Origin of the sequence: Bradyrhizobium sp. 61, assembly GCF_023073075.1 — a bacterium.
Lineage (GTDB): Bacteria > Pseudomonadota > Alphaproteobacteria > Rhizobiales > Xanthobacteraceae > Bradyrhizobium > Bradyrhizobium barranii.
Genome location: NZ_JADPIU010000120.1, coordinates 1 through 17,365 on the forward strand (window position 1 = coordinate 1; position 17,365 = coordinate 17,365).

The 17,365-nt window shown below is 64.7% G+C and carries 14 protein-coding genes; 9 read left to right on the forward strand and 5 right to left on the reverse strand.

Going from position 1 to position 17,365, the window contains the following annotated elements; all coding sequences use genetic code 11:
• Window positions 1–297: 297 nt before the first annotated feature.
• The 5 genes from IVB46_RS44530 to IVB46_RS44550 form a co-directional block, all read right to left on the reverse strand.
• Window positions 298–909, reverse strand: coding sequence for a sigma-70 family RNA polymerase sigma factor (locus IVB46_RS44530; RefSeq protein ID WP_028151983.1), 612 nt, complete (start codon window positions 907–909; stop codon window positions 298–300).
• A gap of 322 nt (window positions 910–1,231) precedes the next feature.
• The gene (locus IVB46_RS44535) at window positions 1,232–1,963 is read right to left on the reverse strand and encodes a response regulator (RefSeq protein ID WP_028151984.1); all 732 of its coding nucleotides are present in this window, start codon (window positions 1,961–1,963) and stop codon (window positions 1,232–1,234) included.
• A gap of 24 nt (window positions 1,964–1,987) precedes the next feature.
• A complete protein-coding gene (locus IVB46_RS44540) occupies window positions 1,988–3,733 on the reverse strand; it encodes a DUF3369 domain-containing protein (RefSeq protein WP_063979952.1) in 1,746 nt (581 codons plus the stop codon).
• The gene (locus tag IVB46_RS44545; RefSeq protein WP_223154137.1) at window positions 3,703–5,703 is read right to left on the reverse strand and encodes an ATP-binding protein; all 2,001 of its coding nucleotides are present in this window, start codon (window positions 5,701–5,703) and stop codon (window positions 3,703–3,705) included. The genes IVB46_RS44540 and IVB46_RS44545 overlap by 31 nt, the downstream gene beginning before the upstream one ends.
• Window positions 5,704–5,786: 83 nt before the next feature.
• The gene (locus IVB46_RS44550) at window positions 5,787–6,782 is read right to left on the reverse strand and encodes a TRAP transporter substrate-binding protein (RefSeq protein WP_247312874.1); all 996 of its coding nucleotides are present in this window, start codon (window positions 6,780–6,782) and stop codon (window positions 5,787–5,789) included.
• 143 nt (window positions 6,783–6,925) lie between these two features.
• On the opposite strand from IVB46_RS44550, the gene ugpB reads away from it, so the two are divergent.
• From ugpB to hpxZ, 9 genes are all read left to right on the forward strand, one after another.
• On the forward strand, window positions 6,926–8,308 hold the full coding sequence (ugpB, locus tag IVB46_RS44555; RefSeq protein WP_247312871.1) for a sn-glycerol-3-phosphate ABC transporter substrate-binding protein UgpB: 1,383 nt from the start codon (window positions 6,926–6,928) through the stop codon (window positions 8,306–8,308).
• Between the two features lie 191 nt (window positions 8,309–8,499).
• Window positions 8,500–9,447 (forward strand): aminoglycoside 3'-phosphotransferase/choline kinase family protein, encoded by a 948-nt coding sequence (locus tag IVB46_RS44560; RefSeq protein WP_247312867.1) that lies wholly within the window; start codon window positions 8,500–8,502, stop codon window positions 9,445–9,447.
• Between the two features lie 259 nt (window positions 9,448–9,706).
• Window positions 9,707–11,329, forward strand: coding sequence for an ABC transporter substrate-binding protein (locus IVB46_RS44565; RefSeq protein ID WP_247346284.1), 1,623 nt, complete (start codon window positions 9,707–9,709; stop codon window positions 11,327–11,329).
• 272 nt (window positions 11,330–11,601) lie between these two features.
• Window positions 11,602–12,615 carry an ABC transporter permease gene (locus tag IVB46_RS44570; protein ID WP_028151990.1) on the forward strand — a complete coding sequence of 338 codons (1,014 nt, stop codon included), beginning with the start codon at window positions 11,602–11,604 and terminating at the stop codon, window positions 12,613–12,615.
• A 3-nt stretch (window positions 12,616–12,618) separates the two neighbouring features.
• Window positions 12,619–13,518 (forward strand): ABC transporter permease, encoded by a 900-nt coding sequence (locus tag IVB46_RS44575; protein ID WP_014491237.1) that lies wholly within the window; start codon window positions 12,619–12,621, stop codon window positions 13,516–13,518.
• Window positions 13,519–13,612: 94 nt separating this feature from the next.
• A complete protein-coding gene (locus IVB46_RS44580; RefSeq protein ID WP_247312862.1) occupies window positions 13,613–15,346 on the forward strand; it encodes an ABC transporter ATP-binding protein in 1,734 nt (577 codons plus the stop codon).
• 30 nt (window positions 15,347–15,376) lie between these two features.
• Window positions 15,377–15,556 (forward strand): DUF4089 domain-containing protein, encoded by a 180-nt coding sequence (locus IVB46_RS44585; protein WP_028148078.1) that lies wholly within the window; start codon window positions 15,377–15,379, stop codon window positions 15,554–15,556.
• Between the two features lie 7 nt (window positions 15,557–15,563).
• Entirely contained in the window at window positions 15,564–16,958 is a 1,395-nt protein-coding gene (locus IVB46_RS44590) for an AtzE family amidohydrolase (RefSeq protein ID WP_247312859.1), read from the forward strand.
• Between the two features lie 12 nt (window positions 16,959–16,970).
• Window positions 16,971–17,363 (forward strand): oxalurate catabolism protein HpxZ, encoded by a 393-nt coding sequence (gene hpxZ / locus IVB46_RS44595; RefSeq protein ID WP_247312856.1) that lies wholly within the window; start codon window positions 16,971–16,973, stop codon window positions 17,361–17,363.
• The last annotated feature ends 2 nt before the right edge of the window (window positions 17,364–17,365 follow it).

The following is a 17,365-nucleotide window of genomic DNA, read 5'->3' on the forward strand; positions in this document are numbered from 1 at the left end:
GTACCCCCCCTCCCTGCCCCTCCCCGCAAGGGGGGAGGGAATGATGGAGCGGTGCCGCCTCACTTGGGTGGCCAAAATGGGCCTCAGCCCGCCAAACACAAAACGACCCGGAGGGGGGCATCCCGTCCGGGTCGCTGGAAGTCTTGGGAGGTTTAACGAAACCGTATGTGAGCTTTATAGGAGGGAAGTTTTTCCGCCTGATGTTGTGCTTTGTTTCAATTATTTCGTCGGCGGTAACACTTCCGTGTCCGGGGACAGGGCCGAAAGTTCGGTCCTATCCCATTGAAATCCTTGGTCTTAGGCGGCGAAACGGTCGACGCCGGCGCCCTTAAGCAAATCGGCCAGTTGCTTGCGCGCATAGAACATCCGGGTCTTCACCGTACTCTGCGGGATGCCGATGATCTGACCGACCTCCTCCACTGACTTCTCATGGTAGTAGACGAGGTTGATGATCTCGCGATGCGCGGGCGACAGCTTTTGCACGCAGGCGCGCAGGATGGCGCTGGTGTCGTTGCGGTCGAGCGAGGTCTCGGGCGTCTCGGCATCGTCAGGAATCTGGCGCACGTCGTCCTGGTCGATGTCCTCGAAGCGGCGCTGGCGCATCGCGGTCAGCGCCTTGAAGCGCGCGATCGAGAGCAGCCAGGTCGAGACCTGCGAGCGGCCCTGGAACTGGCCTGCCGTGCGCCACACGTCGAGGAACACTTGGCTGACCAGGTCTTCCGCTGTGGTCGCGTCACGCACGATGCGCAGGATGAAGCGATAAACCCGCACATTGTGCCGGCAATAGAGGATGTGCATGGACGTCCGGTTGCCGTCCGCAATGCTCTCCAGGAGCATGTCGTCCGAGGTCGCCTGAGCGGCAATGATGCTCTGGCTGGCTTGGGCGTTGATGGCGATGACGTTCGGCATTGACTTAGCTCCCCGTAGCGCCGCAACCGAGCGGCGTTTCCTTGGACCAAAGTGTTAATCAGCGAACGTTTCGGGACGTCTGCACGAAAAGCGAAAAATGGTTTCGTGCGCCGCCAAATTGTTTCGTCGGACAGACCGCGACGAAACATTCGGGGCGAAAAGCCGTGGAATTTCAATGTACGGAAAATACGGGGGTGAGGATTGGGGAGCGCCCGGAGCAGCCGGGAACGAAATTCCGGGCTTTGCGTTCGGTCGCGCCACCCATGCCGTCATTCCGGGGCGTGAAGCGAGCCCGGGACGCCAGCGGTAGGTGCCGCGCGACTTACGCCTTCTCGCCCGCGGGCGAGAACAGATAGCCGCCGCCGCGGATGGTGCGGATCACGGCTGGCTTGGTCGGGTCGGGCTCGATCTTGCGGCGGATGCGCATGATGCGCAGATCCACGGCGCGGTCGAAGGCTTCGGCGTCGCGCGCATTGGCCAGTTCGAGCAGGCGTTCGCGCGACAGCACGCGCTTCGGATTGGCCGCAAACACCTTGAGCAGCCCGAACTCGGACGCGGTGAGCGGATGCTCGTTGCCTTCGTCGTCGCGCAAGGCCTGCGCTTCGAGGTCGAGCCATTTGGTGCCGAAGCGCACCAGTTGATCCTTGTCCGATTTGGCGGGCGCGGTCTCGGCCGCCTTCACCGGCGTGCTTCGCCGCAACACCGAGCGGATGCGCGCCATCAGCTCGCGCAGCTCGCAGGGCTTTGCCACGTAATCGTCGGCGCCGAGCTCGAGACCGACGACGCGGTCGATCGGGCTCGCGGTCGCCGTCAGCATGATGACGGGCACGTTGATGCGGCTCTTGAGGTCGCGGATGATCGAGAGGCCGTCTTCCTCGGGCATGTTGAGGTCGAGCACGACGAGGTCGGGCATGCTGCCGTCGATCGCGGTGCGCAAGCTCTTGCCGCCGTCGCACAGCGTCACGGTGAAGCCGTGCATCTTGAGGTAATCGCCGACCATCTCCCTGGCCGGGGCCTCGTCGTCGACGATCATGATGTGCTGGCTTTGGGTCATATCACTCAGATCTCGGTACTCGAATCACGGCAACTCGGTCGCGGGCAGGGTGATGGTGAAGGTCGATCCCTTGCCGGGACCGTCGCTCTCGGCCGTCACCTCGCCGCCATGCATGTCGATAATACGCTTGACGATGGAAAGCCCAAGCCCCGTCGAGCTCTCGCCCGCGGTCGGTTTGGCCGACAGCCGCTGGAACCGGCCGAACAGGCGGCCGAGATCCTCCGGCGACAGGCCGGCGCCCTCGTCGCTGACGCGGACGACGGTATCGCTGGCCTCATGGGTGACGGCGACGATGATCTTGCCGCCGATCGGGGAGTATTTGATGGCGTTGCTGATCAGATTGTCGATCGCCTCGCGGATGCGGTCGGTGTCGCACATGGTGACGATGTTGGGTGGCGCCGTGACGCTGATCGCCTGCTGCTTGTTGACCGCGAGCGGGTGGTTGGCATCGGCGACCTCTTTCACCAGCGCCGCGACGTCGACCGGCTCGCGGCGGATGGTGATGTCGAAGGCATCGGCCATCGCGTCGGAGATCAGATGATCGACCATCGTGGTCAGGCGCTTCGTCGCATCGCGGATGTGATCGACCTGGGCGACCACGCCGTCGGAGGAGGCGCCGGTCGAGATCAGCTCCTTCAGCATCTCGGTGCGGCCGAGGATGACGCCGAGCGGGTTCTTGAGGTCGTGGGCGACGGTGCCGAGAATCTCGTTCTTGAAGCCGTTGGCGCGCTGCAGCCGCAGCCATTGCGCCGAGAGGCGGCGGTTGGCCTGCATCAGCGCGCGGGTGCGCTGGGCGACGCGGTCCTCGAGCTGCGTGTTGGCGTCCTGGAGCTGCTGGTAGAGGATGACGTTGTCGAAGGCGATCGAGAGCCGGCTGGAGAAGATCTCGACCAGCGAGCGGTCGGTCTCGGACAGCTCGCGTTCGGCCTGCAGCAGCACCACCACCTCGCGGCCGGAGCCGGTCCGCAGATAGATCACGCTGCGGTGGTCGGCGAATTCGTTCTTGCGGCCCTGGAACGCGGCTTCCACCATCGTCCGCAGATCGGGGTCGAGCGCCTTCGACGAGGTCGTGCCGATGAAGCGGCTGTAGCAGCCGCTGCCGGCGAGCACGGAGAGCTCGGGGTCCACGCCGCCATTGTCGCGCAGCACCAATATGCCGGCGCAATCGACATTGAGCAGCGAGGCGAGCTGGGTCAGCACGCCCTCGGCGAGCCGCTGCATCGACTTGAAGTCGTACAGCGTCGAGGCGGCGTCGATGATGATCTCGAGCCCGCGCCGCGTCTGCACCATGCGCTCGAGCTGCTGATAGGAGCGCAGCGCCGCGGTCAGCGAGGTGAACAGCTTGTCGGCGGTGAGCTCGGTCTTGGCCTTGTAGTCGTTGATGTCGTACTGGACGATCACGCGCCGCTCCGGCGCCTGGCCGGGCTGTCCCGTGCGCAGGATGATACGTACGGTCTCGTTCTTGAGCTCGTTGCGGATGAACTCGACCAGCTCGAGGCCGGCGACATCGGTCTCCATGATGACGTCGAGCAGCACGGCGGCGATGTCGCCATGCGCGGCCATCAGCTTGCGACCTTCCGCCGCGGAATGGGCGGAGAGGATCTCCAGTCCCTGGCCGTTGAGGCTGTAGTCGGACAGCGCGAAGCGGGTGCCGTCATGCACGGCCGGATCGTCGTCGATGACGGCGATCTTCCACTTCCGTGCGTTCTGGTCCTCCGGTGCGGTACCGGTATCGTCGATCAGGTGGAGGACATCGTCCTGTTCGGCCATTGAGAAGTCCCGTCAGTCTCTGTGCTTTGCGCGCCGCCCTTGGCGACCCGGGGCATGATAATGCGAAAAGTAGTGCCTTGTCCCAGCTTGGATTCCAGCATCATGCGCCCGCCGAGCTGCTGGGTGACAAGGTTATAGACGATATGCAAGCCGAGTCCCGTACCACCTTCATTGCGCCGGGTGGTAAAGAATGGGTCAAAGGCCTGGCGCTGCACGTCAGGGGTCATGCCGGCCCCGTCATCGGCGAAGATGATCTCGATGTCGTCGGTCCCGCGCGGCCGCGCCGAGATCGTGATCGTGCCGGCGCGGCCGTCGGCAAAGGCGTGGTTGGCGGCGTTGAGGAAGAGGTTGGTCAGGATCTGGCCGTAGGAGCCTGGATAGCCGTCGAGCAGGAGCCCCTCGGGCACGTCGGCCTGGAGTGTGATCGGCGAGCGCTTCAGGACCGGACGCAGGCTGGCGATGATCTGGTCGGTGGCTTCGCTGAGTGAGAACTGCCGCCGCTCGGCATGCGAGCGGTCGACCGCGACCTGCTTGAACGACTGGATCAGCTCGCCGGCGCGGGTGAGGTTGGCGACGAGCTGCTGCGAGGCGTCGCGCGAGGACTGCACGAACTCCTCCAGCTGCGAGCGGCGCAGGCCGCCGTCGCCCTTGAGCTGGGCCTCGAAGATCTCGGTGCGCCGGGCAAAACTCGAAGCAACGGTCAGGCTGATGCCGATCGGGTTGTTGACCTCGTGCGCGACGCCGGCGACGAGGCCGCCGAGCGCCGCCAGCCGTTCGGCGTCGATCAAATTCTGCTGCGCGGTGTTGAGCTCGAGCAGCGCGCTCTCGGCCTTCTCCTTCGACGCGCGCAGCTCGTCCTCGGTCTCGCGCTTCGCGATCGCGTTCTCGCGGAACACCTCGACGGCGCGCGCCATGGCGCCGACCTCGTCGCGTGCCTTGGTGCCCTGCACCTCGCGGTCGAGGTCGCCGAGCGTGATCGCGCGCATCGCGGTCATGATCTGCTGCAGCGGCAGGCGGATCGACAGCGCGATCAGCACGCCGGCGGTGAGGATGATGCCGAGGAAGATCACCGCGATCGACAGCACCCGCCGCGAGATATCGGCAAGGGTACGATCAAACGTCTCCTGCGCCTTCTGCTCGCGCTGGCGCATCTTGGTCGAGAGGTCGTCGATGGCGCCGATCGCCTCGGCCTGGCTGGCGTCGATGGTGTTGCGCAGCAATTCGGTGCGGCTCGTCAGCTGCTCGGAGAGTTTTGCAAAACCCTCGCGCAGCGCCATGGTGCGGGTCCCGAGCCGTTGCAGCGCCATGCGCTGCAGGTCGTTGTCGGCGAGATCGATCATGACCGGAATGGTCTTCTCGATCGTCTCGGTGTTGCGGCGCGCATCATCAGCGGCACCCGGCGAGAGCGACAGATAGTAGGAGTTGGCGGCCACCAGCATCGCGGTGAAGGCCTCGCGCGACTTGCCGAGCGAGGGCCAGATCAGGGCGTCGCGATGGCCAGTGGCGCCCTCGATGATGGAATAGAGCCCGGCCATATCCCTGGCCGGGCCCTGCACCTGCTCCTCATAGGTCTTGGCGATGGTCGCCTGCACGCTGCGCAGCTCGCCGAAGCCGTTGAGGAAGCGGTCGGTGGTGCGCTCCAGCTCCTCGACCGAGCCTGACAGCATCGGGTCCTTGGCGGCACGGTCGGTCAGCGTGCCCAGCACCGCCTCGCGCAGCAGGAGGATCTCGGCGAACAGGTCCGGGCTCGGCTGGTTGATGTAGCGGTGGATCAGATTGTGCAGGCGCCCGGTCTCGCTTTCGAGCAGCGCCAGGATGCGGTCGGACTCGCGCACCTGCCGGACGTCGCCCCAGGCCGAGCCCAGCACCTGCGTGCCGTTCCAGATCAGCCCCACCAGCACCACGACCACGGCCGAGTTCAGCGCCGCGATCGACAGGATGCGCCAGCGGATCGGCACCGCGCGGAGCATCCCGACCAGGCGTGCGCGCAGCCGCCCGAGCGGGCCGGGCGGCCTGTCTGCGTGCTCGCTGTGTCCAAGTGCAGCCAAGCGGCTCACTCCACCTTGCGAATGCGTTCGATCAGCGTGGCCGCAGCGGGATCGCGCCCCGCCTTGGCATAGATCGCAGCCATCGCCTCCTCGAACGGCTTGCGGTCGATATCCCTAGCGACGGTGATGCCGGCGGCTTCAGCCTTGTGCTGCGACTGCTCCTCGAGGTCGCGCCACTTCTCGCGCATGAACCGGCTGGAGCGAGCCGCTGCTTCGCGGAATAGCTGCTGATCGTCGGCCGAAAGGCTCTTCCAGGCCTTCAGCGAGATCACCAGCACTTCCGGGCTCATCGTGTGCTCGGTGAGCGCGAGGTGGCCGGCATGTTTGTAATGGTCTGTCGTCACGAAAGATGGCCAGTTGTTTTCGGCGCCGTCGATCAGATGGTTGGCAAGCCCGGTGAGCACCTGCCCGTAGGGCATTTCGACCGGCTCGGCGCCGAGCGAGCGAATCATCTCGCTCATCAACTCCGACTGCTGCACCCGGATCCGCAATCCCTTGAGGTCGGCGACACTTCGTATCGGACGGACGCCGTTGTAGATCGACCGCGCGCCGGAATCGTAGAAGGCGAGCCCGACGAAGCCGTAGGGCTCAAAACTGCCGAGGATCTCGCTGCCGATCGGCCCGTCCAGCACCTTCTGCATGTGCTCGATGGACCGGAACAGGAACGGCATGGCGAGCACGTTCATCGCCGGGACGAAGTTGCCGATCAGCGCCACATTGGTCCGGTTAAGGTCGATCGCGCCGACCCTGGTCTGCTCGATGGTCTCCTTCTCTTCGCCGAGCTGACGGGAATGGAACACCTTGATCTCGTGCCGGCCGCCGGTGCGCTCGGCAATCAGCGCGCCCATGTAGCGCAGCGCCTGGACGGTCGGGTAATCCTCGGCCTGGGTGTCGGCGGCGCGGAATTCGCGCGCAGCTGCGCTCGTCGCGCAGACCGCGAGCAGAAGCGCGACGAAGATCAACCCGGTCCGCGAGAGTTCGGCACGGTTCAGCACTGGCACACTCAACCCCTCAGTGGTGGAGTCTATGGCGAAGCAAAAAGGTTCAATGCAATCTAGCAGATGGTTGAGGGAAGGCCATCCCGCCGCACCCGGCGGAGCGATTGTGCGGCGCGGCCGCCGTTCATTCCCGGTTGAAACAGGAAATGCCGCGCCTTAAGCAGGTATGGTCGCCTTTGCCGCGCGACACGGGAAGAGCCATCGTGATTTCAGCATCGAGTCTTTTGCGGATCCTCGCCGCTTTCATCGTCCTCGCAATGCCTGTTCAGGCGCGCGCCGCAACCGACATCGCGCTGTGGCACGCCATGTCCGGCGAACTCGGCCGGCAGCTCGAGAAGCTCGCCGCCGATTTCAACGCCTCGCAATCCGATTACCGCATCGTGCCTGCTTACAAGGGCAACTACACCGAGACCGTGACGGCGGCGATCTTCGCCTTCCGCTCGCGCAGCCAGCCGGCGATCGTCCAGGTCAACGAGGTCGCGACCGCCACCATGACCGCGGCCAAGGGCGCGATCTATCCCGTGTTCACCATGATGCGGGACATGAACGAGCCGTTCTCGCTGGGCGACTACCTTCCCGCAGTCTCCGGCTATTACACCGACGCGGCCGGCAATCTGTTGTCCTTCCCGTTCAATTCCTCGACGCCGATCCTTTATTACAACAAGACCATGTTCCGCGACGCGGGCCTCGATCCGGAGGCGCCGCCGAAGACATGGCCCGAGCTTGGGCTTGCCGCAAAGCGCCTGCGCGAGCGCGGCGCTGTGTGCGGCTTCACCACCTCCTGGCCGTCCTGGATCCACATCGAGAATTTCTCCGCCTTCCACAATCTGCCGCTCGCGACGCGGACCAATGGCTTTGCGGGGCTGGATGCCGAGCTGACCATCAACAACCCGGTCGTCGTGCAACACATCGCCCAGCTCGCCGAGTGGCAGAAGGACAAGGTGTTCGACTACGGCGGCCGCGGGCAGTCGGCCGAGCCGCGCTTCCAGAAGGGCGAATGCGGCATCTTCATCGGCTCCTCGGCGACGCGGGCCGACATCAAGGCGAATTCGAAGTTCGACATCGGCTACGGCATGATGCCGTATTGGCCCGATGTGAAGAACGCGCCGCAGAACTCGATCATCGGCGGCGCCACGCTGTGGGTGCTGCGCGACCGCCCGCGCGCGGAATACAAGGGCGTGGCGCGGTTCTTCGCCTATCTGTCGCAGCCCGGCGTGCAGGCGGCCTGGCACCAGAACACCGGCTATCTGCCGATCACCCGCGCCGCCTTCGAGCTGACGCGCGCGCAGGGTTTTTACGAGCGCAATCCGGGCTCCGCGATCTCGTTCGAGGAGATCACGCTGCATCAGCCGACGGAGAACTCGAAGGGCATCCGGCTCGGCTCCTTCGTGCTGATCCGCGGCGCAATCGAGGACGAGCTGGAGCAGGCCTTTACCGGCCAGAAGGGCGCGCAGGCCGCGCTCGATGCCGCGGTCGAGCGCGGCAACAAGCTGCTGCGCCAGTTCGAGCGCGCCAGCCCGGACCGGTAGCGTATGCGTGAGTGCGCGCCTCGTCCTTCGAGACGACCGCTTCGCGGTCTCCTCAGGATGAGGCTAAGTCGGCATCGGTGCCTGCCAAAATCGCTGCCACGCACTCCGCCCTCATCCTGAGGAGCCCGCCAAAGCGGGCGTCTCGAAGGATGGGCCGCGGGGGAACTGCTTTTGAAATGCATAAGGTCGCGATGTCGATGAAACTACCTCACTTCACCGACGCGGAAAGCTTTCGTGCCTTTCGCTCTGATCCACTGCTGTGGCTGCCGATCGCGCTCGACATCGCCCGCAGCCACGGTCTCGATACCAGTTCGCCGCACGTGTTTGCGACCGGCACCAATCTCGTCGTCGGCCTCAGTGAGAAGCTGATCCTGAAAATCTTCCCGCCGCTCTTGCGCGCGCAATTCGTCTCCGAACGCGGGTCGCTGGCGCAGCTTGCCGGCCGCCTTCATCTGCCGATCCCGGAGATCGTCGCGGAGGGTGAGCGCGATGGCTGGCCCTATCTCGTCATCACGCGTCTTGCCGGCACGCTCGGCTCGGAGGTGTGGCCGCAATTGGCCGAAGCGCAGAAGGAGCGCCTGCTGCGGCAGATCGGCGAGACCATCGCCGCCGTGCAGCGCGCGCCGCTTGGATCGCTGGCGGAGATCGAGCCGCGCTGGGCCGCGTTCATGCGCGCCCAGATGCAAGGCTGTAGGGCGCGGCACATGCGCCTCGGCCTTGCACCGAAATTCCTCGTAGGCCTCGACGATCTCCTGCGCGACGCGGCCGAGCTGATTCCGATGGAAGCGCCGCCGGTGATCCTGGTCGGCGAATATATCCCCCAGAACTTCTTGCTCGCCTGCCACGACGATCAATGGTCGCTCGCGGGCCTGTTCGACTTCGGCGACGTGCTGACGGGATGGCGCGACTACGATCTGCTCGGCCCCGGCGCCTTCATGGCGGCGGGCCGGCCGGGGAGGGTGCGCAGTCTGCTCGAGGGCTTTGGCTATGCAAAGCCGGACTATGCGCTCAAGCGCCGGCTGATGGCGTTGATGCTGCTGCACCGCGCCAGTGACCTCAATAGCCACGTCTGTATCGAGGGCTGGCAGGACAGGGCGAACGATCTCGTCGAGTTGCAGGATCTGATCTGGGCGGGCTGAACCCGCCTGGCCATCTGCGAAGTGGGCGCCGCGACGCCTGCTCAATCCGGCAGCGCTCAATTTATCAGCTTAATTTTAGAGCAGAATCGAATCTTTGTATGCAATCGAGCGGCTTGCCCAGAACGCGGATAATCACCGGAATATCAAAAATATTATTTATAATCAGTATCTTATAATGAAATTAGGGTCCCATTAAGCGCTGGCACGAACCTTGCGAATCCCTGTTCCAACCAGAAACTTTTGCGTTGGAGCATTTTCCATGAAGCGCCGCGATTTTCTCAAGTCCGTGTCCGGATTGGCCGCAGGCGCGGCGCTTCCGGCGATCCCACAGGTCGTCTCCACCGCCTACGCCGATGCGCGCTCGGAGACGTTGCTGATCGTCTCGGAAGGTGGCCCGAACAATCTCGACATCCACGGCGTCGGCACCAACGTGCCCGGCTACGAAGTGTCCTGGAATTGCTACGACCGCCTGATCAGCCACGAGATGAAGACCGGCCCCGGCGGCGTGCCCTATTACGACCGCGACAAGTTCAAGGGCGAGCTCGCCGAGGAGATGAAGATCGACGACATGTCGGTCACCTTCAAGCTGCGCAAGAACGCCAAATTCCACGACGGCACGCCCGTCACCGCCAAGGACGTGAAGTGGTCGCTCGACCGCGCCGTCAGCGTCGGCGGCTTCCCGACCTTCCAGATGAGCGCGGGCTCGCTGACCAAGCCGGAGCAGTTCGTCGTGATCGACGACACCACCGTGCGCGTGGACTTCCTGAAGAAGGACAAGCTCACGATCCCCGATCTCGCGGTCATCGTGCCCTGCATCGTCAACTCCGAGCTGGTGAAGAAGAACGCCAGCGAGAAGGACCCCTGGGGTCTGGAATTCACCAAGCAGCAGACCGCGGGCTCCGGCGCCTACAAGGTGACGAAGTGGACCGCCGGCACCGAAGTCATCATGGAGCGCAACGAGGATTGGGTCTGCGGTCCCCTGCCGAAGATCAAGCGCGTGATCTGGCGCATGGTGCCGCAGGCCGGCAACCGCCGCGCGCTGCTGGAGCGCGGCGACGCCGACATCTCCTACGAGCTGCCCAACAAGGACTTTCAGGAGATGAAGGCGAACGGCAAGCTCAACGTCGTGTCGCTGCCGTTCTCCAACGGCATCCAGTATATCGGCATGAACGTCACCAAGCCGCCCTTCGACAATCCCAAGGTGCGTCAGGCGGTCGCCTATGCGCTGCCCTATCAGAAGATCATGGACGCGGTGATGTTTGGCCTCGCCAACCCGATGTTCGGCGCGCCGAAGGACAAGCCGACCGAAGTCGCCTGGCCGCAGCCGCACAAATACAACACCGACATCGAGAAGGCGAAAGCGCTGATGGCGGAGGCAGGCCTCGCCAACGGCTTCGAGACCACGATCTCGTTCGATCTCAACTTCGCGGGCGTCAACGAGCCGCTCTGCGTGCTGGTGCAGGAATCTCTCGCGCAGATCGGCATCAAGACCACCATCAACAAGGTGCCCGGCGCCAACTGGCGCACCGAGCTGAACAAGAAGGAGATGCCGCTCTTCACCAACGTGTTCTCGGGCTGGCTCGATTACCCCGAATACTTCTTCTACTGGTGCTATCACGGCAACAATTCCGTCTTCAACACCATGAGCTACAAGTCGGCGGAGATGGACAAGCTGATCGACGGCGCGCGCACCGCCGCCGCCACTGGCGACACTGCGACCTACGACACCGACGTGAAGGGTTTTGTCGATCTCGCTTTCACCGACATCCCGCGCATCCCGCTGTACCAGCCCTTCGTCAACGTCGCGATGCAGAAGAACATCAGCGGCTACCAATACTGGTTCCACCGGAGGCTGGATTACCGCACGCTGGTGAAGGGGTGAGCCGTCATGCTGATCGTCGGCGACGCATCGGCATGTGTTTGTCTCTCTGATCGCGATGCGGTTTCGTCATCGTGTGAGATGGCCACCAATCTCTCGCTCCCTCCCCCCTTGCGGGGGAGGGTCGGGGAGAGGGGTAGCCACGAACTCCGACCTCTCCCGGGGCCACCCCTCTCCCTAGCCCTCCCCCGCAAGGGGGGAGGGAACGCCGCGGAGCGCGGGGCAACGCTCTTGTCCGCTAGCGAGATTCGTCCGTCATCCAGGAGCGTCTTTCCATGCTGACCATGATCGGCAAGCGCCTGATGTTCGCGATTCCCTCGCTGATCGGGGTCGTCATCGTCACCTTCCTGCTGACGCGCGCGTTGCCGGGCGACCCCGCCGCCTACTTCGCCGGCCCCGCCGCGACCAAGGAAGCCGTCGAGCAGATCCGCAAGAAGCTCGGCCTCGACAGGCCGCTGATCGAGCAGTTCTTCCGCTACACCAACGATCTCGCACACGGCGATTTCGGCAACTCGCTCACCACGGGACAGCCGGTCGCGGCCGAAATCCGCAACCGCCTGCCGGCTTCCGCCGAGCTGACGCTGCTCGGCCTCATCGTCTCTGTCGTGATCGCCATTCCGCTCGGCGTGCTCGCGGCGACACGACCAGGATCATGGGTCGACCACTTATGCCGGGTGACAACGACGGCCGGCGTGTCGTTGCCGGTGTTCTTCACCGGCCTGGTGCTGGTCTACGTCTTCTATTTCCGGCTTGGCTGGTCGCCCGCGCCGCTCGGCCGCCTCGATGTGTTCTACAGCGCGCCGCCGACGGTGACCGGCTTCTACCTGATCGACACCCTGATCGCGCGCGACTTCGAGGCGTTCCGTTCGGCGCTGAGCCAGCTCATTTTGCCGGCGACGACGCTCGCGATCTTCTCGCTGGCGCCGATCGCGCGCATGACGCGCGCCTCGATGCTGGCGGTGTTGTCGTCGGAGTTCGTGCGTACGGCCCGCGCCAGCGGCCTGTCGCCGTCGACCGTCATCATCACCTACGCGTTTCGCAATGCGATGCTGCCCGTGATCACCACGCTCAGCATGGTGTTCTCGTTCCTGTTAGGGGCCAACGTGCTGGTGGAAAAAGTGTTCGCCTGGCCCGGCATCGGCTCCTACGCGGTGGAAGCGCTGATCTCGTCCGACTTCGCGCCGGTGCAGGGCTTTGTGCTGACCATGGCGGTCATGTACGTGCTTTTGAATCTCGTGATCGACATTCTCTATGGCGTGATCGATCCGCGTGTCAGGTTGGAGGGCTAAATCATGAGCTCCGTTGCGCCTGCTGTTGAACCTGTTGGTCCCGCCCGCACGTCGGGGCTCGTCGCGATCCTCGAACAGACCCGCTATGTTCTCGGCGAGAACAAGGTCACGGGTTTCGCCTTCGCGCTGCTGATCGTGATCCTCATTGCGGCGATCTTCGGCCCCTATGTGGTGCCGTATGATCCGCTCGCTTCCGATACCGCCGCGGCGCTGAAGCCGCCGTCGATGGCGCACTGGTTCGGCACCGACCAGCTCGGCCGCGACATTTTTAGCCGCGTCATCGTGGCGACGCGGCTCGATACGTTCATCGCCGTCGCCTCCGTCGTGCTGGTCTTCCTGATGGGCGGGCTTGCCGGCATCGCGGCCGGCTATTTCGGTGGCTGGACCGACCGCATCGTCGGCCGCATCGCCGATACCATCATGGCGTTCCCGCTGTTCGTGCTGGCGATGGGCATCGTCGCCGCCCTCGGTAACACCGTGCAGAACATCATCCTGGCCACCGCGATCGTGAACTTCCCGCTCTACGCCCGCGTCGCGCGCGCCGAAGCCAATGTCCGCCGCAATGCCGGCTTCGTGCAGGCCGCGCGTCTGTCGGGCAACGGCGAATTCCGCATCCTGCTGGTGCACATTTTGCCGAACATCATGCCGATCATGATCGTGCAGATGTCGCTGACCATGGGCTACGCCATCCTCAATGCCGCGGGCCTCTCCTTCATCGGCCTCGGCGTCCGCCCGCCGACCGCCGAATGGGGCATCATGGTCGCGGAAGGCGCGGGCTTCATGGTGTCGGGTGAGTGGTGGATCGCGCTATTCCCCGGCCTCGCTCTGATGATCGCCGTGTTCTGCTTCAACCTCCTCGGCGACGGCCTCCGCGACATCGTCGACCCGCAGCGGAGGACGTGATGGCAAATTTCCGTCAAAAATTCTCCAATGATTACAATGTCATTCTACTGTGCATGGGGTTGTTTTCGCACTTTTTGAGTGACGGGAGGCCTTCATGACCGCCCAGCCCCTGCTCAACGTCCAGGACCTCACGGTCGAATTCACCACCCGCCGCGGCATCGTCAAAGCCGTGCAGCACGTCAACATCTCCGTCGCCAAGGGCGAGACGCTCGCCATCGTCGGCGAGTCCGGCTCGGGCAAGTCGGTGACGTCCTATGCGGTGATGCGCATCCTCGATCGCGCCGGACGGATCGCCGAAGGCTCGGTGATGTTTTCGGGTATCGACGTGAAGGCCGCGACCGAAGGCCAGATGCGCGATCTGCGCGGCCGCGAAGTCTCGATGATCTTTCAGAACCCGCGCGCGGCGCTGAACCCGATCCGGAAAGTCGGCGATCAGATCGAGGACGTCTTGCGCACCCATGTGCAGCAAGCCATCGTTTCCGACCACGGAGAAAAGGCGATCGAAGCGCTGGAGCAGGTCAAGATCGCCCGCCCGCGCGAGCGCTACCACGCCTATCCGTTCGAGCTCTCAGGCGGCATGTGCCAGCGCGTCGTCATCGCGCTCGCGCTCGCCTGCAATCCGCAGCTCCTGATCGCGGACGAGCCGACCACCGGCCTCGACGTTACCACCCAGAAGGCGGTGATGGACCTGATCGTCGAGCTGACCAAGCGCAAGGCGATGTCCACCATCCTGATTACCCACGACCTCGGCCTTGCGGCTGCCTATTGCGACCGCGTCGTTGTGATGGAAAAGGGCCGCGTCGTCGAGACCGCGAAAGCCGCCGATATCTTCGCCAACCCGCAGCACCCCTACACCAAGAAGCTGATGCGCGCGACGCCGCGGCTCGGTGTGAGCCTGCGGGATCTGTTGCCGGAGGAAGAGGGTGCTGCGCTCGCCGCCGCGAGCTCCTCGTCCGTGGCTTCGACCGTAGCAGCAGGCATGGAGAGCCAGACGCCCCTCCTCCTCATCGAAAAGCTCGTCAAGGAATACCCTCGCCAGGGCGCCACCGCCACGCTCGGAAAACTGTTCGGCCGCAAGCCGCCGGTGGAGCCGGACGTCTTCCGCGCCGTCGACGGCATCAGCCTCTCCATCGGCCATGGCGAGAGCGTCGGCCTGGTCGGTGAGTCCGGCTGCGGCAAATCGACCACGTCGATGATGGTGATGCGGCTGCTCGACCAGACCTCGGGCCTGATCCAGTTCGACGGCGAGGACATCGGCGCCATCGCGCCTGCCTCCTTCGCCCGGCTGCCGCAGCGCAGCCGCATCCAGATGGTGTTCCAGGACCCGACCGACAGCCTCAACCCGCGTTTCACCGCCGCCCGCGCCATCGCCGACCCCATCATGCAGCTCGGCGATATCAGGGGCCGCGATGCGCTGCGAACGCGCTGCGAGGAACTCGCCACCATGGTCGGCCTGCCGCACAATCTGTTGGATCGGTTTCCGCACCAGCTCTCCGGCGGCCAGAAGGCCCGCGTCGGCATCGCGCGCGCCATCGCGCTGCATCCAAAACTCGTCATCCTGGACGAGCCGACCGCGGCGCTGGACGTCTCGGTCCAGGCCGTGGTCCTCAATCTGCTTCAGGACCTGAAAGCGCGGCTAGGTATGAGTTATCTGTTCGTCTCGCATGATTTGAACGTAGTGCGCTTGTTGTGCGATCGTGTCATTGTCATGCGGACAGGTCGAATCGTCGAAGAGGGCTCTTCCGAAAAAGTCCTCAGCGATCCGCAGGACGACTACACCAAGGAGCTGCTGACGGCGATCCCGCATCCGCCGTTGCAGGTCCACTAAGAGTGCACTGAGAGATTGTTTGGGAGCGTGATGGCCGAGCCGCTGGACGATTATATCGACGCCGTATCGAAAGCGCTGGCGCTGCCGGTCGAGGAGGCCTGGAGGCCGGCGGTGCGCGCCAATCTCGAAGTCTCGCTCCGGCTTGGCCGACTGGTCGACGAATTCGCGCTGCCGGACGAGACCGAGCCCGCGCCGATCTTCACGGTCTGACCCCGCCATGACCACCAAGCCAGAGATGACGGCTGCGGACATCGCCAAGGCTGTGGCCGGCGGCAAGATGTCGGCACTCGATGCCACCGAAGCAGCGCTTGCGCGCATCAAGCAGCACGATGGCGTCCTCAATTCCTTCACCGACGTCACCGCCGATCGCGCCCGTGCGAAAGCGCGTGCGATCGACGCCGACATTGCTGCCGGCAAGGAGGTTGGCCCACTCGCCGGCGTTCCCTTCGCGGTGAAGAACCTGTTTGACGTCGCGGGGCTTCCGACACGCGCCGGCTCGAAGATCAACCGCGACCTCGCGCCGGCCAAGCGCGACGCCACGCTGATCGAGCGGATGGAAGCCGCAGGTGCCGTGCTCGTCGGCGCGCTCAACATGGGCGAATACGCCTACGACTTCACCGGCGAGAACGTCCATGACGGTCCCTCGCGCAATCCGCATGACACGACCCGGATGACCGGCGGCTCGTCCGGTGGCTCGGGGAGCGCCGTCGGCGGCGCGCTGGTGCCGATCGCACTCGGCTCGGACACCAATGGTTCGATCCGCGTGCCGTCCTCCTTCTGCGGCATCTTTGGTTTGAAGCCGACCTATGGCCGGCTGTCGCGGGCGCGCTCGTTCCCGTTCGTCGCGAGCCTCGATCATCTCGGCCCGTTCGCGCGCTCGGCGACCGATCTCGCGCTCGCCTATGACGCGATGCAGGGACCGGATGCGGACGATGCCGCCTGCACCACACGTGGCTTGGAGCCGACGCTGCCGCTACTCGCCAATCCGGTGTCGGACCTGCGCATTGCGATTGCCGGCGGGCACTTTCAGAAGAACGTGTTTCCCGAGGCCGTCGAAGCCGTCAGCCGCATCGCCAAGGCGCTCGGCGCGACGAAAATCGTTGACGTCCCCGAAGCCTCGCGCGCCCGCGCGGCGGCCTATGTCATCACCACCACCGAAGGCGCCTCGCTGCATCTCGATCGCCTGCGCAAGCGCCCGAACGATTTCGATCCCGCCGTGCGCGACCGGCTGATCGCCGGCGCGATGGTGCCGGCGCCGCTGGTCGACCGCGCGCAAAAATTCCGCCGCTGGTATCGCGCGCAGCTCGCCGAGATCTTCAAATCCGTCGACGTGCTGATTGCACCGGCCACGCCCTGCACCGCGCCGAAGCTTGGCCAGGTGAATTTCACGCTCGACGGCGTCGAGTTGCCGGTTCGCGCCAATATCGGCATCCACACCCAGCCGATCTCGTTCATCGGGTTGCCGGTGGTCGCCGTGCCGGTGCCGCTCGAGCCGCTGCCGATCGGCGTGCAGATCATCGCCGCGCCCTGGCGCGAGGACATCGCGTTGCGCGTCGCGCACGCATTGGAGAAGATGGGCGTGGTATCCGCGCCGTCGCCAAGGGGACTTTGAGAGGGATTTAAAATGGAGATCGATCTCCCCGAGGTGATCGCGGAAGTCAAAGCCGCGTTCGATCGCTATGAGCAGGCGCTCGTCACCAACGACGTCGCCGTGCTCGGCGAACTGTTCCGCAACGATCCCCGCACGCTGCGCTATGGCATCGGCGAGAACCTCTACGGCTATGAGGCGATCTCCGGCTTCCGCGCCGGGCGCTCGCCGGTCGGCCTCAACCGCCGCACCGCGAAGACCGTGATCACCAGCTATGGCCGCGACACGGCCGTGGCCTCCACCCTGTTCTATCGCGACACGGCTCCCGGCAAGGTCGGCCGGCAGATGCAGACCTGGATTCGCTTCCCGGAGGGCTGGCGCGTCGTCGCCGCCCATGTCAGCATCATCGACGAGTCGAAAGAGACCTGACC

What these genes read in the sequence shown, in the direction of transcription:
- IVB46_RS44530 (WP_028151983.1), bottom strand. Translation starts at nt 909, where the DNA reads ATGCCGAACGTCATCGCCATCAACGCCCAAGCCAGCCAGAGCATCATT.
- IVB46_RS44535 (WP_028151984.1), bottom strand. Translation starts at nt 1,963, where the DNA reads ATGACCCAAAGCCAGCACATCATGATCGTCGACGACGAGGCCCCGGCC.
- IVB46_RS44540 (WP_063979952.1), bottom strand. Translation starts at nt 3,733, where the DNA reads ATGGCCGAACAGGACGATGTCCTCCACCTGATCGACGATACCGGTACC.
- IVB46_RS44545 (WP_223154137.1), bottom strand. Translation starts at nt 5,703, where the DNA reads ATGCTCCGCGCGGTGCCGATCCGCTGGCGCATCCTGTCGATCGCGGCG.
- ugpB (WP_247312871.1), top strand. Translation starts at nt 6,926, where the DNA reads ATGCCGCGCCTTAAGCAGGTATGGTCGCCTTTGCCGCGCGACACGGGA.
- IVB46_RS44560 (WP_247312867.1), top strand. Translation starts at nt 8,500, where the DNA reads ATGTCGATGAAACTACCTCACTTCACCGACGCGGAAAGCTTTCGTGCC.
- IVB46_RS44565 (WP_247346284.1), top strand. Translation starts at nt 9,707, where the DNA reads ATGAAGCGCCGCGATTTTCTCAAGTCCGTGTCCGGATTGGCCGCAGGC.
- IVB46_RS44570 (WP_028151990.1), top strand. Translation starts at nt 11,602, where the DNA reads ATGCTGACCATGATCGGCAAGCGCCTGATGTTCGCGATTCCCTCGCTG.
- IVB46_RS44575 (WP_014491237.1), top strand. Translation starts at nt 12,619, where the DNA reads ATGAGCTCCGTTGCGCCTGCTGTTGAACCTGTTGGTCCCGCCCGCACG.
- IVB46_RS44580 (WP_247312862.1), top strand. Translation starts at nt 13,613, where the DNA reads ATGACCGCCCAGCCCCTGCTCAACGTCCAGGACCTCACGGTCGAATTC.
- IVB46_RS44585 (WP_028148078.1), top strand. Translation starts at nt 15,377, where the DNA reads ATGGCCGAGCCGCTGGACGATTATATCGACGCCGTATCGAAAGCGCTG.
- IVB46_RS44590 (WP_247312859.1), top strand. Translation starts at nt 15,564, where the DNA reads ATGACCACCAAGCCAGAGATGACGGCTGCGGACATCGCCAAGGCTGTG.
- hpxZ (WP_247312856.1), top strand. Translation starts at nt 16,971, where the DNA reads ATGGAGATCGATCTCCCCGAGGTGATCGCGGAAGTCAAAGCCGCGTTC.